The sequence below is a fragment of the Pseudoalteromonas atlantica genome, from assembly GCF_043641955.1.
In the GTDB taxonomy this organism is placed as follows: Bacteria; Pseudomonadota; Gammaproteobacteria; order Enterobacterales; family Alteromonadaceae; genus Pseudoalteromonas; species Pseudoalteromonas atlantica_A.
On the sequence record NZ_JBHZRV010000003.1, the window covers coordinates 399,414 to 423,791 of the forward strand.

26 protein-coding genes and 2 tRNA genes are annotated in these 24,378 nt (G+C 40.6%); 9 read left to right on the plus strand and 19 right to left on the minus strand.

Annotation, left to right across the window (positions count from 1 at the left end; genetic code table 11):
- Positions 1 to 89 precede the first annotated feature (89 nt).
- Positions 90 to 749, plus strand: coding sequence for an HD domain-containing protein (locus ACHUE3_RS09240; protein WP_394192193.1), 660 nt, complete (start codon positions 90 to 92; stop codon positions 747 to 749).
- A 1-nt stretch (position 750) separates the two neighbouring features.
- Positions 751 to 1,161, plus strand: a complete 411-nt coding sequence (locus ACHUE3_RS09245) for a VOC family protein (protein ID WP_394192194.1) — start codon at positions 751 to 753, stop codon at positions 1,159 to 1,161.
- Here ACHUE3_RS09245 and ACHUE3_RS09250 read toward each other — a convergent pair.
- The 3 genes from ACHUE3_RS09250 to ACHUE3_RS09260 form a co-directional block, all read right to left on the minus strand.
- Entirely contained in the window at positions 1,144 to 2,133 is a 990-nt protein-coding gene (locus ACHUE3_RS09250) for a response regulator (protein ID WP_394192248.1), read from the minus strand. The genes ACHUE3_RS09245 and ACHUE3_RS09250 overlap by 18 nt on opposite strands.
- Positions 2,133 to 5,483 (minus strand): PAS domain S-box protein, encoded by a 3,351-nt coding sequence (locus tag ACHUE3_RS09255; protein ID WP_394192195.1) that lies wholly within the window; start codon positions 5,481 to 5,483, stop codon positions 2,133 to 2,135. The genes ACHUE3_RS09250 and ACHUE3_RS09255 overlap by 1 nt, the downstream gene beginning before the upstream one ends.
- Positions 5,484 to 5,648: 165 nt before the next feature.
- The gene (locus tag ACHUE3_RS09260; protein ID WP_394192196.1) at positions 5,649 to 6,629 is read right to left on the minus strand and encodes an ion channel; all 981 of its coding nucleotides are present in this window, start codon (positions 6,627 to 6,629) and stop codon (positions 5,649 to 5,651) included.
- A gap of 107 nt (positions 6,630 to 6,736) precedes the next feature.
- Between ACHUE3_RS09260 and ACHUE3_RS09265 the strand changes: the two genes are divergently transcribed.
- Positions 6,737 to 7,438, plus strand: a complete 702-nt coding sequence (locus tag ACHUE3_RS09265) for a M48 family metallopeptidase (RefSeq protein ID WP_394192197.1) — start codon at positions 6,737 to 6,739, stop codon at positions 7,436 to 7,438.
- A gap of 42 nt (positions 7,439 to 7,480) precedes the next feature.
- On the opposite strand, the gene ACHUE3_RS09270 is transcribed toward ACHUE3_RS09265, so the two are convergent.
- Both ACHUE3_RS09270 and ACHUE3_RS09275 read right to left on the minus strand, forming a co-directional pair.
- Positions 7,481 to 7,565 (minus strand) — tRNA-Tyr (locus tag ACHUE3_RS09270).
- A 48-nt stretch (positions 7,566 to 7,613) separates the two neighbouring features.
- Positions 7,614 to 7,698 (minus strand) — tRNA-Tyr (locus ACHUE3_RS09275).
- 112 nt (positions 7,699 to 7,810) lie between these two features.
- Between ACHUE3_RS09275 and ACHUE3_RS09280 the strand changes: the two genes are divergently transcribed.
- From ACHUE3_RS09280 to ACHUE3_RS09290, 3 genes are all read left to right on the plus strand, one after another.
- On the plus strand, positions 7,811 to 8,332 hold the full coding sequence (locus tag ACHUE3_RS09280; protein ID WP_394192198.1) for a VC2046/SO_2500 family protein: 522 nt from the start codon (positions 7,811 to 7,813) through the stop codon (positions 8,330 to 8,332).
- Between the two features lie 146 nt (positions 8,333 to 8,478).
- A complete protein-coding gene (locus tag ACHUE3_RS09285) occupies positions 8,479 to 8,787 on the plus strand; it encodes a DUF6172 family protein (RefSeq protein ID WP_394192199.1) in 309 nt (102 codons plus the stop codon).
- Positions 8,788 to 8,910: 123 nt separating this feature from the next.
- Positions 8,911 to 9,498, plus strand: coding sequence for a hypothetical protein (locus ACHUE3_RS09290; RefSeq protein WP_394192200.1), 588 nt, complete (start codon positions 8,911 to 8,913; stop codon positions 9,496 to 9,498).
- Positions 9,499 to 9,562: 64 nt separating this feature from the next.
- Here the strand turns inward: ACHUE3_RS09290 and ACHUE3_RS09295 are convergent, their stop codons facing one another.
- The gene (locus ACHUE3_RS09295) at positions 9,563 to 9,802 is read right to left on the minus strand and encodes an RNA recognition motif domain-containing protein (RefSeq protein ID WP_058560552.1); all 240 of its coding nucleotides are present in this window, start codon (positions 9,800 to 9,802) and stop codon (positions 9,563 to 9,565) included.
- Positions 9,803 to 10,020: 218 nt separating this feature from the next.
- Between ACHUE3_RS09295 and ACHUE3_RS09300 the strand changes: the two genes are divergently transcribed.
- Together ACHUE3_RS09300 and ACHUE3_RS09305 are read left to right on the plus strand one after the other, a co-directional pair.
- Positions 10,021 to 10,533 carry a YdcF family protein gene (locus ACHUE3_RS09300; protein ID WP_394192201.1) on the plus strand — a complete coding sequence of 171 codons (513 nt, stop codon included), beginning with the start codon at positions 10,021 to 10,023 and terminating at the stop codon, positions 10,531 to 10,533.
- Positions 10,534 to 10,642: 109 nt separating this feature from the next.
- Positions 10,643 to 10,915: a hypothetical protein gene (locus tag ACHUE3_RS09305; RefSeq protein WP_394192202.1), complete on the plus strand. Its 273-nt coding sequence runs from the start codon at positions 10,643 to 10,645 to the stop codon at positions 10,913 to 10,915.
- A 59-nt stretch (positions 10,916 to 10,974) separates the two neighbouring features.
- Here ACHUE3_RS09305 and lipA read toward each other — a convergent pair whose 3' ends face one another.
- The 13 genes from lipA to leuS form a co-directional block, all read right to left on the minus strand.
- Positions 10,975 to 11,940, minus strand: a complete 966-nt coding sequence (lipA, locus tag ACHUE3_RS09310; protein ID WP_058560555.1) for a lipoyl synthase — start codon at positions 11,938 to 11,940, stop codon at positions 10,975 to 10,977.
- Complete coding sequence (lipB, locus tag ACHUE3_RS09315; protein ID WP_394192203.1) at positions 11,937 to 12,590, minus strand: lipoyl(octanoyl) transferase LipB; 654 nt, start codon at positions 12,588 to 12,590, stop codon at positions 11,937 to 11,939. The genes lipA and lipB overlap by 4 nt, the downstream gene beginning before the upstream one ends.
- A 19-nt stretch (positions 12,591 to 12,609) precedes the next feature.
- Positions 12,610 to 12,888 carry a DUF493 family protein YbeD gene (ybeD, locus tag ACHUE3_RS09320; protein WP_058560556.1) on the minus strand — a complete coding sequence of 93 codons (279 nt, stop codon included), beginning with the start codon at positions 12,886 to 12,888 and terminating at the stop codon, positions 12,610 to 12,612.
- A gap of 146 nt (positions 12,889 to 13,034) precedes the next feature.
- The gene (locus tag ACHUE3_RS09325) at positions 13,035 to 14,195 is read right to left on the minus strand and encodes a serine hydrolase (RefSeq protein WP_394192204.1); all 1,161 of its coding nucleotides are present in this window, start codon (positions 14,193 to 14,195) and stop codon (positions 13,035 to 13,037) included.
- A 53-nt stretch (positions 14,196 to 14,248) separates the two neighbouring features.
- The gene (locus tag ACHUE3_RS09330; protein WP_394192205.1) at positions 14,249 to 15,019 is read right to left on the minus strand and encodes a septal ring lytic transglycosylase RlpA family protein; all 771 of its coding nucleotides are present in this window, start codon (positions 15,017 to 15,019) and stop codon (positions 14,249 to 14,251) included.
- A gap of 8 nt (positions 15,020 to 15,027) precedes the next feature.
- The gene (gene rodA / locus ACHUE3_RS09335) at positions 15,028 to 16,134 is read right to left on the minus strand and encodes a rod shape-determining protein RodA (RefSeq protein WP_394192249.1); all 1,107 of its coding nucleotides are present in this window, start codon (positions 16,132 to 16,134) and stop codon (positions 15,028 to 15,030) included.
- A complete protein-coding gene (gene mrdA / locus ACHUE3_RS09340) occupies positions 16,131 to 18,011 on the minus strand; it encodes a penicillin-binding protein 2 (RefSeq protein WP_394192206.1) in 1,881 nt (626 codons plus the stop codon). The genes rodA and mrdA overlap by 4 nt, the downstream gene beginning before the upstream one ends.
- 5 nt (positions 18,012 to 18,016) lie before the next feature.
- A complete protein-coding gene (gene rlmH / locus ACHUE3_RS09345; protein ID WP_138604989.1) occupies positions 18,017 to 18,487 on the minus strand; it encodes a 23S rRNA (pseudouridine(1915)-N(3))-methyltransferase RlmH in 471 nt (156 codons plus the stop codon).
- Positions 18,488 to 18,523: 36 nt separating this feature from the next.
- Complete coding sequence (rsfS, locus tag ACHUE3_RS09350) at positions 18,524 to 18,841, minus strand: ribosome silencing factor (protein WP_099296074.1); 318 nt, start codon at positions 18,839 to 18,841, stop codon at positions 18,524 to 18,526.
- A gap of 54 nt (positions 18,842 to 18,895) precedes the next feature.
- A complete protein-coding gene (gene nadD / locus ACHUE3_RS09355) occupies positions 18,896 to 19,531 on the minus strand; it encodes a nicotinate-nucleotide adenylyltransferase (protein ID WP_394192207.1) in 636 nt (211 codons plus the stop codon).
- A gap of 15 nt (positions 19,532 to 19,546) precedes the next feature.
- Positions 19,547 to 20,584 carry a DNA polymerase III subunit delta gene (holA, locus tag ACHUE3_RS09360; protein WP_394192208.1) on the minus strand — a complete coding sequence of 346 codons (1,038 nt, stop codon included), beginning with the start codon at positions 20,582 to 20,584 and terminating at the stop codon, positions 19,547 to 19,549.
- Positions 20,584 to 21,078 carry an LPS-assembly lipoprotein LptE gene (locus ACHUE3_RS09365; protein ID WP_394192209.1) on the minus strand — a complete coding sequence of 165 codons (495 nt, stop codon included), beginning with the start codon at positions 21,076 to 21,078 and terminating at the stop codon, positions 20,584 to 20,586. The genes holA and ACHUE3_RS09365 overlap by 1 nt, the downstream gene beginning before the upstream one ends.
- 1 nt (position 21,079) lies before the next feature.
- Positions 21,080 to 23,668, minus strand: a complete 2,589-nt coding sequence (gene leuS / locus ACHUE3_RS09370; RefSeq protein WP_394192210.1) for a leucine--tRNA ligase — start codon at positions 23,666 to 23,668, stop codon at positions 21,080 to 21,082.
- Positions 23,669 to 23,853: 185 nt separating this feature from the next.
- Between leuS and ACHUE3_RS09375 the strand changes: the two genes are divergently transcribed.
- Positions 23,854 to 24,312, plus strand: a complete 459-nt coding sequence (locus ACHUE3_RS09375) for a zinc ribbon-containing protein (RefSeq protein WP_394192211.1) — start codon at positions 23,854 to 23,856, stop codon at positions 24,310 to 24,312.
- Positions 24,313 to 24,378: the final 66 nt, after the last annotated feature.

A 24,378-nucleotide genomic window follows, 5' to 3' on the forward strand; every position in this document is an offset into this window, starting at 1 on the left:
TCGAACATACAATGAATGTTTTGCACAAGTGCCTATAACCGCGTTAAAGTAGCCGCAATATATTGTTTTACATTGAAACAGCGAAATTTATGGAACAGCAAATAGCGTTACCAGCGCCGCTACAACAACTTGAAAATGAATGTCGTAGCTTTATCTCGTCACTTATTTGCGCTGATGTAGCACATGATATAACGCATATTGAGCGGGTTGTGAGAGTTGCCAAACAATTATGTATTGCAGAGCAGGCCGAGATGGCTGTAGTGCTCCCTGCAGCATGGTTACACGATTGTGTAGCGGTTGCAAAAAACCATCCAGATCGTGCAAAAGCGTCAACCATGGCGGCAGATAAAGCGGTCACCTTTTTAGCCTCTATTGGCTACGATGAAAGCTACTTTGATGCGATTCATCATGCTATTGCAGCCCATAGCTTCAGTGCTAATATAAAAGTGCAATCCATTGAAGCGCAAATCGTTCAAGATGCAGACAGAATGGATGCACTCGGTGCAATTGGAGTAAGCCGTTGTATGAAAGTAGGGGGCTCAATAAGCCGTCATTTATATCATCCACAAGACCCTTTTTGCCAAGACCGTGAAGCAGACGATAAGCTTTATACGCTTGATCATTTCTTTATTAAGCTACTTCATGTCGCAAAGAGTATGAATACACCGTCAGCTAAAGAAGAAGCTCAGCGCCGCACTGATTATATGTTGGCATTTATTGAGCAGTTAAAGTCAGAAGTAGGTGAGTAATATGACTGCACCATTATTATCGGGTATTGATCATTGCCATCTTAATGTTGAAAACTTAGCCGAGGCTGTTGTTTGGTATAAGGAGATACTCGGTTTTAATATTGTGCCTGAGCTTACATTTTGGGATGAGGGCAAAGGTCCGCTGACACTCGAAGACGCAGCCGCAACAACACGACTGGCACTATTTGAGCGTACAGGTGCAAGTAAAGGAATCGCGTTTGGCGCAACAGGGCAGCAATTTATTACTTGGCTTAGCCACTTCGAATCACATAAAATCAAAACGATTATTGCCGACCACGGTGTAACATTTTCGATGTATTTTAAAGATAACAGTGGTAATAATCATGAGATTACTTCCCATGATTACAGCCATATCAGCAAAGCTATCGATAAATCAGTTTTGGTAGGTTGAGTATACTTTCATAATTTCATCAAGCTGGCCTTCAAACAGGTCAATAAGTTGCGGATCAAAGTGCTTACCTGCTTGTTCTCTCATGTGGGTGAGTGCTTCATCGACACTCCACGCCTGTTTATAAGGGCGTTTAGAGGTAAGCGCATCAAATACATCGGCGATGGCGACTATGCGCCCCTCAATCGAAATTTCTTCACCTTTAACACCGTTAGGGTAACCAGTGCCATCCCACTTTTCATGATGTTCCATAGCGAGGACATAAGCGAGTTGCAATAACGGTGAGTTTGAGTTTGCTAATATCTTGGCGCCTATTTCAGCGTGCTGCTTCATATAATCAAACTCATTAGACGTGAGCTTTCCTGGCTTTAATAAAATTGCATCAGGAATACCAATTTTACCTATGTCGTGCATGGGAGCAGCTTGCCTTAGAAGCTCGGCGTGATGTTCATCCATTCCATAAGCCAGCGCCAATATTTTACTATACTTACTCATTCGAACAATGTGTTCGCCGGTATCAGTGTCCTTATATTCAGCCGCTTGACCAAGACGGTGAACTAAATCAACGTGCGCGAGTTTCAGTTGTTCTGCTTGCACCAGTGATAGGTGTGTTTTTACTCTAGAGCGAACAATAGCAGGGCTTATAGGTTTTGTGATGTAGTCAACAGCGCCTATTTCGAAACCTTTAAATTCATCGCTTTCATCAGCAAGAGCAGTAACAAAAATAATCGGGATATGCTGGGTTGCTGGATTAGCTTTTAACCGTTTACATACTTCAAAGCCATTCATATCAGGCATCATAATATCGAGTAATATAAGCTTAGGAGGTTCTTTATCTATAAGCGCAAGGGCGGCTTCACCCGATTTTGCAAACGATAAACGGTATTGGTTACTTAACACCTCACGCATCACTTTAAGGTTAGCAGGCTCATCATCAACAATTAATACACGAGGTCGGTTTGCGTTGATATCCATCACTGGACCTCCATTTGTTCTGTTTTATTCAACAGCTCAATTAAAGCTTTTAAACTATCTTGTGCTGCATCGAAATCAAATTCGTCAAAGAATTCAACCAAATTGTCGATATCGGTTTGATACCCTTCAGGTGTATGACGTTTAATCTTTTCTAAAAATTCATCATTGAGCTCTGCATGCTCAGCGTCTTTATACAGTTGCTCACAAAGTCGTTTAAATTCGATGATAGAGAGCGCACTCGTGTATTGTGTATTATCTGCGGTTATAGCTGGTTTACATGCTAAGGTTTTTTCCTCGAGTAATAAGCTTACCGCTGTTAATTCGACTTCAAGTTTAGAAATTAGCTCAGTTTGCAATTGGGGAGATTGTGCCTTCTCAAGCTCTGAAAATAACGCCATCATAGTCGGTAAACCTAAGTTACCCGCCAACCCTTTTAATGTATGCAGGGTACTGTGTGCATTATCTAAGGCATCGAGCCCGCCAGTAAACAGGGCATCGCAAAGCGTTTGCTGTTGCTCAAGGAAACGCTGTATTTGTGTGATTTGTTTGCACTTGCTGCCCCACAGTTGGCGTCCTCTTTCAAAATCAATATGCTTTGCTTTGGGGTCTTTTTGTTCTATGAGTACTTCTTTTTTTAGACCATAGCCAAGTACTTGAGAAATCTCTTGGTTAAGCTGGTTAATATCAACTGGTTTGTTGGCAAAGCCATTCATACCTGCCTTTTTAGCGGTTAACTTATCTTGCTGTAAAACGCTCGCTGTTAAGGCAATAATTGGGGTGTTTTTTAGTTGCCTATGTTGTTCAATCTCGCGTATTTTTTGAGTCGCTGTTATGCCATCGCACTGAGGCATGTGAATGTCCATTAAAATCACATCAAAATCTTGTTGTTCAAAAATAGCCAGAGCTTCTAATCCATTGCTTGCGGTGCTGACTGTATGCTTATCACGAGAAAGTAACAAACGAAGTAGTTCTACATTTTGTTCAATATCGTCAACGACTAAGATGCGAAGAGCTGGTAATTGCGTGTGTAAACCGTCAAAGTAGTTAATAAGGTTTTCATCACCAACCTCTAACGGAAGCGAGAAAAAGAAGCAGCTGCCTTTATTTTCTTTACTTACTAGGTTGATAGTCCCGCCCATAAGCTCAACTAATTGTTTGCTAATAGTAGTGCCAAGCCCTGTGCCGCCAAAACGGCGTGTAGTGGTGCCATCAGCTTGTTCAAAAGGCTGAAATATTGCTTTTATGCGCTCTGGTGCAATACCAATCCCCGTGTCTTGAACTTCAAAAAACAGGTGTTCATTTTGTGTCGTACTCACTGTTACATTGATAGAACCCTGTTCAGTAAATTTAATAGCATTGCCAATCAGGTTTGTTAGTACTTGGCGAATACGATCGGGGTCGCCATAATAAGCTTTATGAACAGAGTCTTTGATTGTTAACGTTACTTCAAGGTCTTTTTTCTTGGCTTCTAACCAAAAGGTTGAAATTATACTGTCGAGCACTGGTTGCAAATTGAAATGCACTGGTTCAATAGTTAATTTTCCTTTTTCAAGTTTAGCGGAGTCAAGTACTTCGTTTAACAGCCTAAGCAATGAGCGCGCTGCATTGTTGACGGTCACCAGATGTTTTTGTTGCTCTTGATCAAGGGGCGTATCCATCAGCAAGTCACTAAAACCAATAATTGAATTCATCGGAGTGCGAATTTCATGACTCATGTTGGCCATAAATGACTGTTTAGCTTGTGCTGCTTCTTCTGCGGCAATCTTGGCAAGTTTTAGCTTGTCTTCGTACTCTCGTCGCTCACTGATATCGACTAAAACACCATCAATCCAAATAGGTTCGCCTTGTTGATTAAATTCAAAGCTGCCCTTTTCTAGTATCCATATTAGTTTGCCGTTACGGTGGCGCACTCTGTATTCAATAGAGTATTGCTCTTTTTTAGCAATAGCTTGCTCGACAACTTTATTTATATGCACAATATCGTCTTTGAATAGTAAATCGCCATATTCTATGTTTTTGTTTATAAACTCATCAGGTATATAGCCAGTCATTTCATTGATATTAGGGCTGATAAATATCATGCTCCATTTTTCGTTTATTTGGCAACGAAAAACAACGCCGGGCATGTTATCCATCAATGAGCGATATTGTTGCTCTTTAGTGACTAAGTCTTGCTGTAGTTTGCGTTGCTCAGTCAGGTCTGTAATAAAGCCAACATATAATGGCTCTTGATTCGGTTGCTCTACCTCTCCAACCCCTAAGCGAATGGGGAAGACATTCCCATTTTTATGCTTTGCAAAGACATCACGGTTAACCCCAATGACAGCTTTTAAATCAAATGTATTTGTTCTTGCTTTAGATAAGTAGCCATCGTGATGCTTAGCAATCTCATCATCCATTAGCATTTTAACGTTGTTACCTTGTACTTCAGTTTCTTGCCAGCCGAATATGTTTTCTGCTGCTTTGTTGAAACTGAGAATGATACCTTTTTGATCTATTGTCACTATGCCATCAATGGCGGTAGATAAAATAGCGGCGAGTCTAGATTCATTACTGGTTTTATCTTCTAGTAGCATTCGGTAGCGCACCATACCGTTTATAATAGCAACAATAGCTGTGAGAATAATTGTTGAGAAAACCACGCTAATAGCAATTAAGGTAAGCTCTGAGCTTTGGCCGTCAGTAATTAAAGGTGATACTGCAACAAAGCGAGTTGCGGCCATGCCCATGTAGTGCATTCCTGCAACGGCAAAACCTAAAATAATTGCACTAATAAGGCGGGTTTGCGTCACGTTTAATTTGGGGAAGAGTCGGTTGATATTAAAGCGGGCATAAAGTGAAATATACGCAAGTACAACAGCAACCAAAATAGACAAACTGAATGTCAGCGGGTCATATCTAAGTAATGGGCTAAGCTCCATAGCCGCCATACCACTGTAATGCATCGTTCCAATTCCAGCACCCAGCAAAATGGCAGGAATAATCAACTGTATATTTGTTTTATCTTCTTTAACAAGCATCGATGTCGCTGTGAGGCAGGCTAAAAATGCAGGAATAAAAGATAAAAAGGTCAATGCTGGATCATAGCTAATATTTGTGCATAAGGAGAACGCTAGCATGCCAATAAAGTGCATGCTCCAAATACCGCCGGATAGTACTAATGCAGCCGTAGAGTTAGCGAGTTTTTGGTAGTTATGAAATCGAGTTACTTTAGCAAGATCAATTAGTAGTGCTGCAAAATAAGCTGCAAAAATGGCAGTGAGGACTGATAATGTAACCAATAATGGATTATAAGTCCCGTTAATAATGAGACTAGGATCCTGGTCGGTAATAAAAAAAGCTGACAGCATAGCGGCTCTAATTTTGTCATTACAATCATATAACTCATTGATTGAAAGTGAGGTGTGTGAAAATAATTAATTTTAAAAACAAAACTAACTGAAAAATATATTAGTAATTATCATACCATTAATATTAATAATAGTTATAGCCTGATTGTATATTTCTAACTTTTCCTAACGCGTCATTCGTTTTACAAATACGACTACGAATAAAGCCAAAGAAAAGCTGCCACAGAAAGCTTCAATCGCCGCGATTAAACGTGATACGCCAATTGGCGTTATATCGCCATACCCCAAAGTAGTAAAGGTGACTACACTAAAATAAAAACTGTTTAGTAAGGCTGATAAATTGTCACTTAATGGGGCCGAAAAGTTGAGCTGTAAAAGAGTGTCGTTGTATGTAACGCCAAATAGGAAATAGCACAAAGCACAGATAACGATGAGTGATAAACTAAAGCGAATCACATTTTGTGGTTTTTCACCGTAACCACATAACATATTAATAAAGCTTGAACTGAGTCGCTTTAAAGAATATTTTGGATATTGCTCATGGCGCATTCTAAGTTCTTTAAATGTAAAATTACCCGCCAGTTCAAACAAACCCTGTTGTTCAGATGCTTTTCTCAAATTACGATAAATCTCTTCAGACTGTTCATAGAGATCTATTGATTTAGCCGCATCTTGCTTTTTAAAGGCCGCTTTTGCTTGCTGTTCTTGAAGTAGCTGAACGCCTAAATCTATATTATCGATTCGCGTATTATGTAACTTTATACCTAATAAGTTTGTGTGTTGAAGATTACAATAATGCAGGCTTGCTTCGTGAAGGTTGGCTTTCATCAATGAAGCATAAGCAATTTTATTATTAAATAAGTGAGCGCCTGAAAGGTTTGTACGGTAGAAATTACTATAAGAAAGATCGAATCCTTCCTCGTCATCATGTTTAACCAAGTTGAGTCCGGTTAAATTTGCGCGTTGAAGCTCGAGCCCTTGGAGTAGTCCACCTTTTTTTGCATAACGCTCTAGCTTTTGAGTCAACTCAAGGCCCGTTTTATCAAATTTCTTATCGTGCCAAAAGCAAAATCCTGTGCCCATGTCTGTTTCTTGGCATCGTTTGTTATCAGGTGAGGTATAACTACAACAAGGCTTATCTGGCATAATTGTTTCAGCTTTAAATTATTATACTTATTTATAGATTAGCAGTTATTTAGCAAGGTATTATGTGCGCATGCAAATTTCTTTATTAGTGCGCTCAAGAGTTTAAATTGGTTGAATACACATTAAAACGAAGCCGCCGGCGTAAAACGGTTGCGATGAAAGTACAACATCAGTCACTGACGGTTTATGCTCCTTATGGTGTCGCAGTTGCTTCAATAGAACACTGGTTACAGACAAAACAAGATTGGATTCAATTACAGATAACAAAACAAAGTGAATTAATACAAACGCAGCAGTTACCACTCAAATCCTTGCAGATAAACTTGTTTGGCTCACCATTGAAGCTCAGCTTTAATACCGGTAAAAAAACGGCAGTGGCTGCAATGGACAGTGGCATAATGTCGGGCTTAGACATCACAATTTCACCTCGTGTAAAAAATAAAACAGCAATGTATCAAAGCCAGCTAGAAAGTTTTTTGCATGCTCAATTAGAAAGCTATATTGAAATGCGAATACATGATTATTGTAAGCAAATGGGGGAAGAGTTACCGAACAAGTTAAAAATCATGATTTATAAACGACGTTGGGGCAGTTGTAACCGTCGTAGAGAGTTGACGTTTAACCTTTTACTAGTCGGTGCGCCAAAATGGGTGATTGATTATGTGGTAGTGCATGAATTATCACATTTAAAATACTTAAACCACAGTAGCCAGTTTTGGTTGAGAGTGGGTACATTTCATCCGCAATACAAAAAGGCATCACAATGGCTAAAGCAGCATGGCATGAGTTTACAATGGGTATTTGATTAGTATATTGATTTTTATAATGAAAAAACTGAGGTAGAAAAGAAGTGGTGGAGGGAGCTGGATTCGAACCAGCGAAGGCTGAGCCGTCAGATTTACAGTCTGATCCCTTTGGCCGCTCGGGAACCCCTCCACACTATTTTGTTACATTTGGCCCCACTTAACTTAGCGGTAAGAAAAGTGGTGGAGGGAGCTGGATTCGAACCAGCGAAGGCTGAGCCGTCAGATTTACAGTCTGATCCCTTTGGCCGCTCGGGAACCCCTCCAATGCAACGGCGCCGATAATAGCAAAGTTATTATTTAAGTAAAGAAAAAAGCTAAAGAAATATCAAATAATGCCGATAAATATTTATTCATGAACATAATCGGCCAAAGTCTATGCAAATTGATGGATTGTTAATCACAGAGAGTCAGCTCGACAATCGCCTCGCGAAAAGCGTGTGTGAATCACGTCGTGGCGAGTTTGCGCTACTTTTAGCAATGTTATCCCATGATGCTCTGGATTTTAGTCAATTTCATTTACCCAAAACTCCATTTGGCGCTGATGCGAAAGAATATGATGAAGAACAGTTGCGCTCTGAGCTCGGCGCAGGCCCCAAACAACCTCTTGCGCCAGATGAGTTTGATATGCTTATTGGGGAGCACAACGCACAGATTTTGCACCAAGCAGGAATGAGTGATATACGCTTACGCAGCTGTTTATCACCTGAGCCAATTGCTGTTCGAGATGATAAACATCATATTCCTCTTCACATTATAGATAACTGTGAGCCCGCGGTTCGCAAGCGTCACCTTGATAAAGAAACGCAACTAGATAACCCACAAATTGATGCAGCCGCATTTTATGACAGCCTTAATAATGACGCTTTACACCAGCCGTTGCATTTGGCTCAAGCGTGACACTTTTTTGCAATAAATAACCGCTAAAGTAATTTATTTCGTTTAAGGAAAAAAAAGCACCCAAAACTTAAATGCAGTTGCTATAATGGCCTTAAATGGGATTCAAAAATGCCATTATCATTAAACCAAGGTAATTTAGGAACATAATGAAGAAAACATTCACGCTGAATCACGAGAAAATCAAATACCCTCGCATGGTTGACGCTGCAAAGCATGAAGTGAAAAAATATTTGAAAAGAGAGCGTAACAAAACGTTACCGTTCGATGCTGATTATTGGGCATTTGATTGTAAATTTGGTAACACAGCAGAAGAAGCGCAAGTTGTGCATGTTGCCGAAATTAATAATTGTATCAGCGAAATTGAAAAGCAGGAGCTGTCATCTTTCTATGTGGAAATTTTGGCAAGACCAGCACAGCGCCAGTCGCCAGATTTTGATGATGAAGCTGATGATTAAGCAATAAATATTTATTGTGCTAAAAGAGTGGGCTTAATTGCCCATTTTTTGTGCCTGAAATAAAAACAAATTTCAGGTATGCTAACAACAACCCTAAAGAAAAAATAATAAAAAGGATGTTGTATGTTTATTCCAGCTTTATCGCTTATGGTACTTAGCTCTGTACTTTCAGTGTCTTCAACCTCAGCACAGCAGTGTCAGCAAGAGTTGGCTCCAACCGCACTTAATGAAAAAGATTGGCGCTTTGCCACTGATCCACATGGCAGTGAAGTCAAAATGAAGCAGACGCTGTTAACAGATGAGCGCATCTGGATTTCGTTTAAACGAGTGCCAAGAGTGGATGCCAAAAATAATTCTTGGGTTGAGCTGATCTATGATTTACCGGAGCAAACGTTTGAAGGTAATTCAGCTATTTTACTTAAATATAAAAGCAGCAAAAATCTCGTTGTGAAGCTCTCTCAAAAGGATTATGGCGGGCAAGGTGATAAAAGTTATGCACACTACCAGTATATACTTCCAGCACAAACTCAGTGGGGTACTCACTGCATAGATTTAGCGGATTTTGCTAGACCAAGCTGGACTCCTGAAAACTCTATTGATAAAGGAATAATAAAAGAGAACGTAAGTGCAATTTATTTAGTGCCAGACCTAAAGGATGAACTTGGTGGGGAAGCGACTATTGAAGTTAAAACTATTTCATTGAGACCTTAACCTCCAGCCTCAGATTCTAGATATAAAAACCAGCAATTGCTGGTTTTTTGTCTAGCGTGGTTATTTAAGCGTCAGCCAATTTAACACGGATCTTGTTTTTATCAACATTGCTTTGGTTTAACGCTTTAATTGCATCGTTAGCTTCTGATTCAATAGGCATTTCAACAAATGCAAAGCCCTTTGATTTACCTGTTTCTTTGTCTAATACAAGCGTGCATTCAGCAACTTTACCATAGGCGGTAAATAACACACGAATGTCTTGCTCAGTCGTTGCGCGTGAAAGGTTTCTAACTAATAATTTCATAATAAGCCATGTTTAATATAATTGTGCTAATTGTCGCAAGGAATAGAGAATTGACCTAGTGTTTAATTAAAAACCAAGTAAATAATTTATCTGCCACCATTAATAATGCAAAATTGCACTGGTTAGATAACATTTAGCACTAGTTAATCGAACTTTGATTAAGATATGTATTAGTGTACTCATATTACAAAAGAAGGCTTGCATTATAGGTATCCACGATGAAAGAAAATGAATCTCATGCCATTATAGTACTTGGTTCACCGAACTATAATGACGGCCGGTTATCTTTGATAGCCAAGAGTAGATGTGACAAAGCATTTCAATTATATGTTCAATACCCTGGCAGCAAAGTACTTTGTACTGGAGGCTTTGGTGAGCACTTCAATACAAGTAGATTTGCTCATGGAAAGTTAACCAAAGCGTATTTAATTGAATTAGGCGTGCCTGAGAGCGCATTTTTAGAGATTGCCCAAAGTCGTTTTACCTTTGAGGATGCAACAATGTCTCTGCCTATATTGATTGCTAATAATATAAATAAAGCGACGATAGTGAGTTCTGAATTTCATATTAAACGTGTTGAATATGTATTTAGCAATCTCATTTCTAATATTGAATTAAATTACCTAGCCGCTACAACCCCTCTCGATAAAGCAGAGCTGGATTTGTTATGTCAGCATGAAGCGAAGGCCATGATCCGTGAAAAGCAGAATATAGCAAGCACAAAGGTATAACCTATGTTTATTGATTATAATGGATTAATTGGCCAGTTAATTGACATATATATGAAATAGTCATACATTTATTTAACAAAATATGTTTAATAGATTTGAGGGACTAAATATGAAAAGTACAATGTTGGTTTTAGCATTAACTGCAGCTCTTGCTGGCTGTAATTCAACTACTTCGCAAGATGATGAAAAGTTTTTACTGGTTGACAATAAAACAGGGCAAGTGAAAAGCTTTCACTATTCAGCGAATGCATGCAAAAGTGCGATGATAAAAGAGAATGTTAGTAATAAAGCGGATTGGTTAACATCAAAACCATCACCTTATAGCACAACTCCTACATCAACTAAAAACAGAGATTATGATGTCTGCATTAAGCAGTCTTAAGTAAAGCCTACCTAAAACGCTACACCCACAATGAAACAGGGTATAGCGTTTATTATATATTACTTAACTTCTTTACCCGCGGCTTGTTGATCTGCGTGATAGCTCGAACGTACAAATGGGCCTGAGGCTGCATGAGTAAAGCCAATTTCATCTGCATAATCTTTCAACGCATCAAATTCAGCTGGCGGTACATAACGCTTAACAGGCAAGTGATGTTTTGACGGTTGTAGGTATTGGCCTACAGTAAGCATATCGACATTGTGCTCACGTAAATCGCGTAATACTTCTTCGATCTCGCTAATTTCTTCACCTAGACCTACCATTAAGCCAGATTTAGTTTTAACTTCTGGGTGCGCTTCTTTAAAGCGACGTAGTAACTCTAATGACCATTTATAATCAGCACCTGGGCGAGCAAGCTTGTACAAGCGTGGCGCGGTTTCAAGGTTGTGGTTAAATACGTCTGGCGGCGTTTCAATCAATATCTCAAGAGCTCTGTCCATACGACCACGAAAATCAGGAACTAAAATTTCTATGGTAATGGTTGGGTTATGTTTGCGGATTTCGCGAATACAATCTGCAAAGTGCTGCGCACCACCGTCACGTAAATCATCACGGTCAACCGAGGTGATAACCACGTAGCTTAGCTTCATGTCTTTAATAGTTAGTGCCAGCTTTTCAGGCTCTGCGGCATCCGGTTTTAATGGGCGGCCATGGGCAACATCACAAAACGGGCAACGACGAGTACAAATAGCCCCTAAAATCATAAAGGTTGCTGTACCGTGGTTAAAGCACTCAGATAGGTTAGGGCATGAAGCCTCTTCACATACTGAGTGTAAGCCGTGCTTACGCATTGCTTGTTTTATGCCGTCGATACGTTCAGTTGATTTTGGTAAACGTATTTTCAGCCACTCGGGCTTGCGCAACATTTCAGTTTTTTCAGTCGGTAATACTTTAACTGGGATCAACGCCATTTTTTCAGCGTCACGTAATTTTACCCCTGGTTCCATCTTGACTGGTTTATTCATTCGTTTTCAAACCCTTCAGTATGCTTAACCTGTGTAGCATTAAGCTTTGTGATCATATGTTTTACTAGCCCATTACCTGCTTGCTCGAGGTTTTGTGGACCATTTAAATCAGTAGTTTGCACCATATTCATACCTGCATAACCACATGGGTTAATGCGTAAAAATGGGCTCAAATCCATACTTACATTTAAAGCTAAGCCATGAAATGAGCAGCCGCGACGAACGCGAAGGCCTAACGATGCAATTTTACTATCATTTACATACACACCCGGCGCATCTGCTTTAGCGTACGCTTCAATATCGTACTCTCTTAATGTATCGATAATACATTCTTCAAGCCAAGTTACTAGTTCACGAACACCAATTTTCAAACGGCGTAAGTTAAATAAAACATACATCATTTGTTGGCCTGGTCCGTGATAGGTCACTTGGCCTCCGCGATCAACTTTGATCACTTCAATATCGCCAGGTGCAAGTAAATGTTCTTCTTTTCCTGCTTGGCCTTGTGTGAAAACAGGTTCGTGCTCGACTAACCAGATTTCATCAGCGACAGCATCATCTCGAGTGTCGGTAAACTCTTGCATTTTTTGCCATATTGGCATGTAGCGCTGGCGACCTAATTGGCGCACGATTAACGTGTTTTCGCTCACTGCAATCTCCAATTAGGGCTTAAAGCATGTGACGAACGTCATCGATATTACTGATCACGTTGTAGATTTCTTCAATATGTTTGCCACTGGTCACTGTTGCAACAAGAGTCACAGACTCGTAAGTACCTTTACTACTAGGTTTTACTTTAGGCGCGTAGTCGCCAGGAGCTATTGGCTGTAACTTTTCAAGAATTTGGTCAGTTAAATTAACGTTTGCTAAGCCCATTACTTTAAAGGTAAACGGACAAGGGTACTCTAAGTACTCATCAAATTTAGTATTTTCTACAGGTGTAGCCACGACGATGACTCCTTACATAATGCTCTGATAACCGACTAATAACCTACACTCGACCTTGCAGGTTAGATATGAGGCGCATTCTAGCATTTTTCAGGCAAAAAAAAACGCCTTGTAGTGCAAGGCGCTTAGAATTATTAAATCGTTAATTACATAATCTGTAAACGTAAGTAATCATAGATTTTGCTAAAGAAGCTACCTTCCTCAACTTCTTCAAGCGTTACAAGTGGATATTGTGCAATCTCTTCGCCTTCAAGTTGTAAAAACAAGGTGCCAACTTTGGTACCTTTAGCAAGCGGTGCCTCTAACGTTTTATCCAGCTCAAAATTTGCTTTTAAATTTTTACGTTGGCCGCGAGGAATAGTAATAGGAGTATCTTCTAAAATACCTAATGATACATTTTCTTTGTTACCCATCCAAATGCGTTGCTCTGCAAAACTATCACCTGCTTGATATGGTGTGATTGTTTCGAAAAATCGGAACCCGTAGTTTAAGAGTTTTTTACTTTCTACTTTACGAGCTCGTTCACTTGATGTCCCCATAACTACAGCGATTAAGCGCATTTCGTCTTTGGTAGCAGAGGTGACCAAGCTGTAGCCAGCTTCTGAAGTATGACCCGTTTTAATGCCATCAACATTCAAGCTCTCATCCCATAACAAGGAGTTGCGGTTATACTGCTTGATACCGTTAAAAGTGAATGACTTTTCAGCGTAAAAAGCATATTCCTCAGGAACATCACGAATAAGTGCTGCACCTAACGTTGCCATATCGCGAGGTGTTGTGAAGTGCGCGTCGGTATCTAAACCATGGCTGTTAATAAAATGAGTGTTGCTCATGCCTAATTTTTCAGAGTGAGCATTCATTAAATCTGCAAATGCACTTTCACTTCCTGCTATATGCTCAGCCATTGCTACGCATGCATCATTGCCGGATTGAATGATAATACCACGGTTTAAATCTTCGACGCTGACCTGCTTACCCACTTCAATAAACATTTTAGAAGATTCAGGGAAGTTCTTGGCCCATGCTTTTTCACTGACAGTAACCATATCTGTTGGCGCGATATTACCCGCATTAATTTCTGTGCCAATAACGTAACTGGTCATCATTTTAGTTAAGCTTGCAGGTGCTAATCGAGTATCTGGCTCACCTTCAGCAATAACTTTACCAGTGGTAAAATCAACAAGGAAATAACCTTTTGCATTAATTTGTGGAGGCGCAGGGATTATTTGTGCAGTTGCAGAGAAAATGGCAGCAGAACATACTAAGCCGCACACACCGTTGAGAATTTTGTATTTAAATGATTTCATCATACTCATTAATGGTTAAAGTTAAAGATTCGCGTTACACCATTCTAAAGGTGTTATTGGCCGTAAAGCAAGAACGCGTTTTGAAATTGGTTTTGTTTTAATTTTTCTAGCACTTGCTGAGCTTGCTCAGCGTCTTTAATTGGTCCAAGTCGCAACCTATAAATGGCATCTTTTTCTACAATACTTGTAGGTAAATGATATTGTTGGCGTAAGGTTGAGGCAAGTGCTTCAATATTTGCTAATGTACTGCCCGCTGCAACTTGAATATAACTTGGACGTGTGGGCGAATGCGCCAGTGTAATAGCCTCAAGCTTAACCTTGGCTGTACCATGGTTGTAATAACCAAGCTTATAAGCCGCTGCGTATGATAAGTCTATGATTCTATCATCATGAAAAGGGCCACGATCATTAACGCGTACAATTGCAGACTTACCATTGGCCGTATTAGTTACCCGAACAAAGCTCGGTAGAGGCAGTGTCTTATGTGCGGCAGTCATGGCAAACATATCATAAATCTCGCCATTTGATGTGTGGTAGCCGTGGAATTTGCGGCCATACCACGAGGCTATACCTTCTTCCTTGTAGCCAGTTTCATCCAGCATAGGCGTATAGTTTTTACCAAGTACAGTATAAGGACGGCCAGCGCTAGCACTTTTTATTACTTCAGTTACAACAGCGTCCTGCATTTCTAAAACGGTTGGTGTGCGTAAAGGCGCAGCATCATGCCTCATGCTATAACGACTACTGTGGTCCGTTTTATTACCAGAACTGCTACAGCCGCTTAATATAAGTGCAATCAGCATCAGGCTTATATACTTCAACATCCACTTCATTATTTTAAAAGCATCCTCTTATCAGTGGCAATCGACATAATTATGCCAAACCCTGCCATTAAGGTCACCATTGAGGTACCACCATAACTGATTAATGGCAAAGGAACACCTACAACCGGTAAGAGCCCAGATACCATGCCAATATTTACAAAGACGTATACGAAAAAAGTAAGGGTCAATGCACCTGCGAGCAACTTACCGAATGCATCTTGCGCATTGACGGCAATGTATAAACCGCGACCTATAATAAATAAGTACATGCACAACAGTAGACATACGCCAAACAGACCAAACTCCTCACTGAGTACTGAAAAGATAAAGTCAGTGTGGCGTTCAGGTAAAAACTCGAGTTGTGATTGCGTACCTTGTAGCCAGCCTTTACCTTCAATTCCGCCTGAACCAATGGCTATTTTTGACTGGATTATATGATAACCAGAACCTAGAGGGTCACTCTCAGGGTTGAATAAAGTCAGGACTCGTTGTTTTTGATAAGCATGCATTCCGTAATGCCAAAACGGCCAAGCGGATAAGGTAACTAAGCCTGTGAAAAAACTAATTAGACGCCAACTTAGTCCTGATAGAAAAATGACAAATATACCTGAACTTGCTATCAGAATTGATGTGCCGAGATCAGGTTGTTCCATTATAAGTATCGTGGGTAAAATCACGATAGCAAAGCCAACCATTAAGTGTAATGCCCTAGGGGGGAGGTGATTTCGCCCGATATACCATGCAACCATCATTGGCACAGCTAGCTTCATTAGCTCGGACGGTTGAAAGCGGGTGACTCCTAAATCCAACCAGCGTTGCGCTCCTTTTGAACTAACACCAAAAAGTATCACCCCAACCAACATGAGTAGCCCTAAGCAGTACAATGGAATCACGAGCCGCTTCAGTGTCGCTGGGCTAAATTGCGCTAAGACAATCATCGCTATGACAGCAGCTGCCATGCGGGTAGCGTGGCGAAGCATCATTGCCTCATTTTGACCACTCGCGCTGTATACAATAGTTAAACTGGCAACCATCATACAAACTAATGCAAGTAGCAGAGGTAAATCTAAATGTAATTTATCCCAAATAGATCGCTTATCATGTAATTGCATTATTGTTTAACACTCCTAGCAACCGTTATGGGATTTGCTGAAAAATAATAATCCATCAACTGACGGGCAATAGGAGCGCCAACAGTGCTACCTCCACCGGTATTTTCTACCACTATAGATACCACTATTTGAGGGTCTTTGTATGGTGCAAAACCAATGTAAATTGCATTGTCGCGTTGTCGTTCTTTGAGTGATTCTGCATCGTAACGCTCACCTTGGGCGATACTGACGACTTGAGCTGTACCAGTTTTACCAGCCGGATCATAAGTTGCCCCCCTGAATGCTTTGTGGGCTGTGCCTGTTACTTTATGCACAGTATTATGCATTGCATCTAGGGCAATACGCCAGTGATCAGCATTTTTCAATTCAACAGGAGGCTTTTCTTCATTATTTATTTGCGTTACTTCATCTTCTTTTTTTGCAACTTGGACTAAATGGGGTGGGAAGTTACGGCCCTTATTAACAAGAATATTAGTTGCGTTTGCAATCTGCATAGGCGTGGCTGTCCAGTAACCTTGTCCAATACCGACAGAAATAGTATCTCCTCGCCACCACGACTCACGAAAGCGGCCTTCCTTCCATTCTTTTGATGGTAAAATAGCGCTCGTTTCTTCATGTATATCAATGCCTGTCAAATCACCGAAGCCAAATTGAGCCATAAAGTTGCTGATCTTAGTGATCCCCAAACGATAAGCAGTATCATAAAAATAGGTATCACATGACTCTTCAATTGCTTTGTAAACATCAACATGACCATGGCCCCAGCGCTTCCAGTCACGCCATTTATGTTCTACATTGGGGATTTGAAAAAAACCAGGATCCCACATTTTTGTTTGCTCTGTTACTAAACCTTCTTCAAGAGCAAGGATCGCAAGGTGTGGTTTTACAGTTGATGCCGGTGCATATCGCCCTTGAGTTGTTCTATTTATAAGTGGACGGTCGGGGTTTAGTAATGCTTTATAATTTTTACTACTGATACCATGAACAAACAAATTTGGGTCGTAGCTTGGGTTTGAATAAAGCGCCAAAACTCCACCGTCTTTTGCGTCCATCACCACAATTGCACCGCGCATATCTTTTAATGCATGTTGTGCAATTTGTTGTAATCCAATATCAAGTGTTAACACCAAATCATGACCAGGTTCGGGTGGCGTCATACTTAGCGTACGAATTACACGTCCTCGGTTGTTTACTTCAACTCGTTGTGAACCTACTTGTCCGTGCAACAGTTGCTCATAATATTTTTCAATACCTAGTTTACCAATGTCGTGAGTTGCTCTGTAATTGGTGGCTTGATCATCCATTTCGAGCTTGGCGAGCTCTTTTTTGTTTAGTTTAGCAACGTAACCAAGCGCATGGGTAAGCGTGTCGGCGTAAGGGTAGTAGCGAGCAAGACGGGCCTCAATACTAAAACCAGGGAATTTATGTTGATTAACCGAGAACTTAGCGACTTCCGATTCGTTCAGTCGCGCTTTTAATACTTGGCTTTTAAAGCGGCGGTTATGCTTGATGTCGTCAAGAAAGTCATTTTTTTGCTGATCAGAAATAGCGATGAGTTGGCTAATGGCTGCTAACGAGTCATCAAGATTCTTAACATCTTCGGGTATCACTTCAAGGTTATAAACTGGCTTGTTTTCAGCAAGAAGCACACCGTTTCGGTCATATATAAGGCCTCTATTGGGTGCAATTGGAATAACCTTTATGCGATTGTCGTTCGAACGCGTTTGATAATCTTGGTGATCATCAACTTGGATGGTGTACAAATTTGAAAGTAAAATAGCGACAAGAATAGTAACGAAAACAAAACCCACAAATGCGCGACGTGCAAACAGATTAGCCTCTGCTGAGTGATCTCGAATTGTGGGTCTTCGTTTGAGCATGCTGATTACTCGCGATGATAAGGATGGTTATTGTTTAAACTCCATCCTCGATACAAGCTTTCAGCCACTATAATGCGTACTAATGGGTGTGGTAGGGTCAAGTTCGATAACGACCACTTTTGCTCAGAGGCTGCGATACACTCTGGTGCTAATCCTTCCGGACCACCAATCAGCAAGCTTACATCGCGGCCATCCAGTTGCCACTTTTCCATATTTTTTGCTAACTGATGCGTATCAAGTGGCTTACCTGTTACCTCTAAAGTAACAATACGATTGCCTTTAGGTATTGCGGCAAGGGTTTTTTCGCCTTCGATATGTAAAATCCGCTTTATATCGGCATTTTTGCCGCGCTTACCTGCCGGGATTTCAATTAGCTCCAAAGCCATATCTTTTGGAAAACGGCGCTGATATTCAGCAAAACCCGTTTCAACCCATGCTGGCATTTTGGTACCAACGGCAATCATTTGTATTTTCACGCGTGTACTTCCAAACTCAGTTTAAATAAAGCGCTGTTAGCTCCAAAGCTTTTCTAGATCGTAGTAGCTACGTGCTTGATCTTGCATCACGTGTACGACAACATCACCTAAATCTACCAGAACCCATTCGCCTTCATTTTGGCCTTCGTATCCAAGAGGTTCTTCACCGGCATGACGTGCTTCTTTAGCAACATGATCAGCAATTGATTGCACATGGCGTTTAGAATTACCTGAGCAAACAAGCATATAGTCAGTAATGTCAGAATTGCCTTTTACATCAATCTGAACCACATCACGGGCTTTCATATCGTCAATTTTGTCTAGTGCAAAGGCGAGTAGTTGTTTCGAATCCAAAGTGTTATCTCATTAAAAAAGGGAATAGCTGTTATTTTATCACGGCGGTGATTTTTATTCACCACTTAGATAAAGTTGCTGCTCACCTATATAGTGACTCACCGCAGTAGGAAGAAGTTCCCCACAAGATTGACCTTTTTTTAGTTTTTGCCGAATATCGCTCGACGCAATATCCATAATTTTACCAGGCAAGAAATACAGTCTCCCAGCGCACTCTAAACGAAGCGTGTCAGGTGATGTCGTGAGGGCCTGTTTTTTGTATTCAATAAGCTGCGGGCTTAAATTCATATTTTGATTTGGGCGCTGGAAAACTACAAGGTGACAAAGCTGAGTAATAGTTTGCCATTCAAACCATTTATCAAGCGTATTAAATGAATCGAGGCCAATTAAAAATAAAATGGGATCGTTAGGGTGTTCCTCGCGTAGCTCTTGTAAACTTAATAGCGAATAAGAAGGCCCTTGGCGTTTTAATTCACGCAAGTCTAGCGAAAAATAATCGTAAGTTTCAATCGCTGCTTGCAGCATTGCAATGCGATCCTCGTTACTGATCCCCGGTACTGCTTTATGCGCAGGAATAGCACATGGCATAAATTGTAAATTACGAAGGTTTAAGTGCTCAACACATTGCTTAGCCATATTGATATGGCCTAAATGAATAGGATCGAATGTACCACCAAATAGTGCAATCATTTTTGCTCCTAAGTTTTAAACAAGTGGGTGAGCGGGGAGAGCAACCTCAACAGGTTGACAAAAAACTAGGCATATGTGCGCCAGCGCCTGATAAGGTTTGATCAAGGTGCCTTGCTTATAACTTGCATCAAATTGTGCGAGCAAACTGATTAGATGTTCAAGTGTTTGTATAGATAAGCGGTTTAATGCTTGATTAACAGGCCCTTGCTGGTTTTTCCAAATTGCTTTTTGTTTAAATAAATTGGTTAAACTCTCGCCCTGTAATAGGCCTATTTGCAAACTTAATAACGTGTTTGCTTCTTTGTTTATAGCCCATAATATAGTGACCGCTTCAGTATTATGATCTGCAAGCTTAGTGAGGATTTTAATTGCTTGGCGGTTATTACCTTGCAAAAGTGCATCACTTAAATCGAAAATATCGAACTTAGCTTGATTAAGTAAACCTTGAAGCACTAATTGTTGATCTATTAGCGCATTGCCATGAAGTAGTGAGAGTTTTTCAAGCTCTTGAAAACACGCTAGCAAATTACCTTCAGTTGCATCAATCAGCGTACGTTTAGCATCATTTTGCATATTAATAGATAAACGGTTGCACTGCTCATCGAGCCAACGTTGTAGATGATTGCCAGCCAATGGGTAGCAAGGTACAAATACACCGTTTTTATCTAGCGCTTTAAACCATGCACTGCGCTGAATTTCTTGGCTTGCCTTGGCTCCGGTTACAATTAGAAGTGTGTCGGGGTTATTGAGTTCAACCAGTTTTTTAAATGTTTGGCTACCAACAGTACCGGGCTTTTGATAATTGAGATCAAGTTCAATTAAGGTACGAGCACTAAATAACGACATACTTTGATATTGGGCGATTAATTCTTGCCAATCAAAGCCGGGCATCAGTGTAAATTTTATGACTTCGTCAAAGCCTTGCTGCTTGGCTTTTGAGCGAATTTGCTGTGCGCATTGCGCTATTTGAAAAGGTTCTTCACCAAACACTAAATAAAAGGGTTGGAGTGCTTTATTTAATTCACTCGGTAATTGGTTAGCGTAACAGCGCATTATAGTTGTGACAGCTCTCGTACAATACGACGACTTGCTTGCTTACGTATTTCATTAAGCAATAAATCAAGCTCTTTGGCTTTTGCCAAGGCGTTATCTGGGTCATCTTGGTAATTACGGTAAAGCTCAAAACTTTGCTCTATAGGATCTTTTCCGGGGCGTTTTAGGGTATACGCAACACTATAAGCGAGTTCGTATTCGGCTACTTGGCCATTTTTAAATAACGACAAAATCTGTCGCTCTAAACGATCTTTAGACAAATACAGTTGAGCTACATTTTTTTCAGGTACTGATTGCAATTCAACTTTGCTTAAAGTGAGTTCTTTTTCAAGGGTGGCAAAAAGAGCAGACTTTTCATCATCGCCATTAAGGGTCATGATTTTTAAGTCATCTGGTAAGCTGGATGCTTTTTTTAAGTGAAAGCCACAGCCAGTTAGTAAAAAACAGACTAGCACTAAGGCTAGTCCGTTTTTAAAGGCATTAAATGATGCCATATTAGTTAGCAACCACGTTGAGTAGTTTGCCTGGTACGTAAATCACCTTACGAATGGTTACGCCATCGGTAAACTTAGTTACGTTAGATTCTGCAAAAGCAAGTGTTTCAACTTGTTCTTTAGTTGCATCAGCAGGCACGGTTAATTTTGCACGTAGCTTACCGTTTACTTGCACGATGATAAGCTTCTCATCTTCAACAAGTGCAGACTCGTCAACTGTTGGCCAAGCGGCATCAAGAATGTCGCCTTCTTTTCCAAGCTCTTGCCATAATTGATGTGACAAATGCGGTGTGATTGGAGCAAGCATAATTAACAGTGCTTCAAGTGCTTCATTAGCAATCGCCACATCTTGTTTATCGGCCAGAGGGGCTTTTAACAATTTGTTTGAAATTTCCATGATAGCGGCAATCGCGGTATTAAATGTTTGACGACGTTCAACATCATCAGTCACTTTTGCAATGGCTTTATGTAGCTCACGGCGAAGTACTTTTTGTGGGTTGGTTAGTACTGATTTATCAAGGGCTTGGTAACCTACTGTGTTTACATCAACCGCGTATTTCCACACACGTTTAATGAAACGATGCGCGCCTTCAACACCCGAATCAGACCATTCTAGCGTTTGCTCTGGCGGTGCGGTAAACATCATAAATAAACGTACTGTATCTGCGCCATATTGAGCGATAACTTGCTGCGGGTCGATACCGTTATTTTTCGACTTTGACATTTTGCTCATACCAGATGAGAACACCGGCTCGCCATCGTCTTTATGCCATGCTTTTGTTACACGGCCTTTGTCGTCTGTTTCTGTTTCAACGTCGCTTGGTGAAATCCAAATGTCGCCGCCTTTCTCATCTTTACGATAGAAAGTTTCAGCCAGTACCATACCTTGACAAAGTAGGCGGTCAAAAGGCTCGTCTGAGTTTACTAAACCAAAGTCACGCAATAATTTATGGAAAAAGCGCGAGTACAATAAGTGTAAAATAGCGTGCTCAATACCACCAATGTATTGGTTTACTGGTAGCCAGTAATTAGCTGCTGCAGGGTCTAACATGCCTTCATCATGGCGAGGGCTACAATAGCGAGCGTAGTACCAAGACGATTCCATAAAGGTGTCAAAGGTATCTGTTTCGTGAAATGCAGGAGCACCATTAACCGTAGTTTTTGCCCACTGAGGGTCAGCTTTGATTGGTGACGTTACACCATTCATTACCACGTCTTCAGGTAAGCGAACTGGTAGCATATCTTCAGTAGCGGCAAGCTCTTTACCGTCTTCATCGCTAAGCATTGGGATTGGCGAACCCCAATAACGCTGACGGCTTACGCCCCAATCACGTAAGCGGAAGTTTACTTTACGTTCACCTACGCCAAGTGCTTTAAGCTTATCGGCAACTGCATTAAATGCACCGTCAAACTCTAGGCCATCAAACTCATTTGAGTTAACTAACACGCCTTTTTCTGTGTAAGCTTGTTGAGCAAGGTTTACTTCAAGTTCAGAGCCTGCGACAGGCGCGATAACTTGTTTTATGTCTAGGCCATAAGCTGTCGCGAATTCGTAATCTCGTTGATCGTGTGCCGGTACTGCCATCACTGCACCAGAGCCGTAATGCATAAGTACAAAGTTAGCGACCCAAATTGGCAGTTTTTCACCAGTTAATGGATGTGTTGCATAAAAACCTGTTGCAATGCCTTTCTTTTCCATAGTTGCCATATCTGCTTCAGCAACTTTGGTGTTTTTACATTCCTCAACAAACATTGCCACAGCGTCGCTATTTTTAGCCGCTTCTTGAGCAATAGGGTGCGCACCTGCAACTGCAAGATAAGTTACACCCATGAAAGTATCTGGGCGAGTCGTGTATACGCTAAATTTTTCGTTGTTATCTGTGCGCGTGAACTCGATATCTAAACCTTCAGAGCGGCCTATCCAATTGCGCTGCATGGTTTTTACTTGCTCAGGCCAATCTTCTAGTTTGTCTAAGTCGTCAAGTAATTCTTGTGCGTAGTCGGTAATTTTAATAAACCACTGTGGGATTTCTTTTTGCTCAACTACAGCACCAGAGCGCCAACCGCGACCATCAATAACTTGCTCGTTTGCAAGTACTGTTTGGTCAACTGGATCCCAGTTTACTGTTGACATTTTCTTGTACACTAAGCCTTTTTCGTAAAGCTTGGTGAAAAACCATTGTTCCCACTTGTAGTAATCTGGGTGGCACGTTGCGATTTCACGATCCCAATCATAACCAAAACCTAATTGTTTAAGTTGGGTACGCATGTAATCGATATTTTCGTAGGTCCATTTTGCAGGGGCTGTTTTGTTTTTAATTGCCGCATTTTCTGCTGGTAGACCAAACGCATCCCAACCCATAGGTTGCATTACGTTTTTGCCTTGCAAGCGTTGGAAGCGAGAAACAACATCACCAATGGTGTAGTTACGCACATGACCCATATGGAGTCGGCCGCTTGGGTATGGGAACATAGAAAGGCAATAATACTTTTCTTTACTCTCATCTTCAGTGGCTTTAAATACTTGGTTTTCTTCCCAATATGCTTGGACTTTTGACTCTATATCTTGTGGGTTATATTGCTCTTGCATCTATGATTCCAGACTTCTTGCAAACTAGTAAAAAATTGCCGAATAGGATACCCCAAAAATAGTACTAATCACAGCGGCAAATAAGCGGATTTTATAAATTCATGACTTAATTAGTTTTCAGGGCAGGTTAACCTATACTTGTTTAAGGTAAACACTGATTTAACGTAGTTTTGAAGGAGTATGAAATGGCTGATTATAAAGCATGGTTAACAGATTTAAGTGCCTGGTTAAAAGATGTAAAAGAGCATGAGCTTAAAGACGCAATGGATAAGTTTGTTGAATCTGAACAAGCACTCAAGCAATTAGGTCAAGAAAAGCTAACGTTGTACCGCGAGTACCTTAAACGTGACATTGAACACATTAAAGAAAACGACAATCACTATGACTCACTTGCATGGCAAGAACTAAAAGAGTCTTTATGGTTTGAATTGTCACACATAGAAGATAAAACCCAGTTAGAATGGCACGCATTAAACCAAGATTTTAAGCATAATGGCGTTTATCACCAAGGTGAATGGATAGCCATGGGCACATTAGTATGTAAGAATTGCAGCCATAGTTATGATATTTATCACGCCACGCAAATTAGAGCTTGTTCGCAGTGCGACGGTATCTACTTTTCTCGTAAGGCATTACAACCTTAAAATAGTGGGTAGAGACATTACTCTGCCCATATTAAAATTAATCAGCCGATGTGCTGATACAAAAAG

What these genes read in the sequence shown, in the direction of transcription:
- ACHUE3_RS09285 (WP_394192199.1), top strand. Translation starts at nt 8,479, where the DNA reads ATGAAGAAAACATTCACGCTGAATCACGAGAAAATCAAATACCCTCGC.
- lipA (WP_058560555.1), bottom strand. Translation starts at nt 11,940, where the DNA reads ATGAATAAACCAGTCAAGATGGAACCAGGGGTAAAATTACGTGACGCT.
- nadD (WP_394192207.1), bottom strand. Translation starts at nt 19,531, where the DNA reads ATGATTGCACTATTTGGTGGTACATTCGATCCTATTCATTTAGGCCAT.
- ACHUE3_RS09255 (WP_394192195.1), bottom strand. Translation starts at nt 5,483, where the DNA reads ATGCTGTCAGCTTTTTTTATTACCGACCAGGATCCTAGTCTCATTATT.
- ACHUE3_RS09260 (WP_394192196.1), bottom strand. Translation starts at nt 6,629, where the DNA reads ATGCCAGATAAGCCTTGTTGTAGTTATACCTCACCTGATAACAAACGA.
- leuS (WP_394192210.1), bottom strand. Translation starts at nt 23,668, where the DNA reads ATGCAAGAGCAATATAACCCACAAGATATAGAGTCAAAAGTCCAAGCA.
- ACHUE3_RS09290 (WP_394192200.1), top strand. Translation starts at nt 8,911, where the DNA reads ATGTTTATTCCAGCTTTATCGCTTATGGTACTTAGCTCTGTACTTTCA.
- ACHUE3_RS09295 (WP_058560552.1), bottom strand. Translation starts at nt 9,802, where the DNA reads ATGAAATTATTAGTTAGAAACCTTTCACGCGCAACGACTGAGCAAGAC.
- holA (WP_394192208.1), bottom strand. Translation starts at nt 20,584, where the DNA reads ATGCGCTGTTACGCTAACCAATTACCGAGTGAATTAAATAAAGCACTC.
- ACHUE3_RS09300 (WP_394192201.1), top strand. Translation starts at nt 10,021, where the DNA reads ATGAAAGAAAATGAATCTCATGCCATTATAGTACTTGGTTCACCGAAC.
- mrdA (WP_394192206.1), bottom strand. Translation starts at nt 18,011, where the DNA reads ATGCTCAAACGAAGACCCACAATTCGAGATCACTCAGCAGAGGCTAAT.
- ACHUE3_RS09365 (WP_394192209.1), bottom strand. Translation starts at nt 21,078, where the DNA reads ATGGCATCATTTAATGCCTTTAAAAACGGACTAGCCTTAGTGCTAGTC.
- ACHUE3_RS09375 (WP_394192211.1), top strand. Translation starts at nt 23,854, where the DNA reads ATGGCTGATTATAAAGCATGGTTAACAGATTTAAGTGCCTGGTTAAAA.
- ACHUE3_RS09305 (WP_394192202.1), top strand. Translation starts at nt 10,643, where the DNA reads ATGAAAAGTACAATGTTGGTTTTAGCATTAACTGCAGCTCTTGCTGGC.
- ACHUE3_RS09330 (WP_394192205.1), bottom strand. Translation starts at nt 15,019, where the DNA reads ATGTTGAAGTATATAAGCCTGATGCTGATTGCACTTATATTAAGCGGC.
- ACHUE3_RS09280 (WP_394192198.1), top strand. Translation starts at nt 7,811, where the DNA reads ATGCAAATTGATGGATTGTTAATCACAGAGAGTCAGCTCGACAATCGC.
- ACHUE3_RS09325 (WP_394192204.1), bottom strand. Translation starts at nt 14,195, where the DNA reads ATGAAATCATTTAAATACAAAATTCTCAACGGTGTGTGCGGCTTAGTA.
- ACHUE3_RS09245 (WP_394192194.1), top strand. Translation starts at nt 751, where the DNA reads ATGACTGCACCATTATTATCGGGTATTGATCATTGCCATCTTAATGTT.
- ACHUE3_RS09240 (WP_394192193.1), top strand. Translation starts at nt 90, where the DNA reads ATGGAACAGCAAATAGCGTTACCAGCGCCGCTACAACAACTTGAAAAT.
- ACHUE3_RS09250 (WP_394192248.1), bottom strand. Translation starts at nt 2,133, where the DNA reads ATGGATATCAACGCAAACCGACCTCGTGTATTAATTGTTGATGATGAG.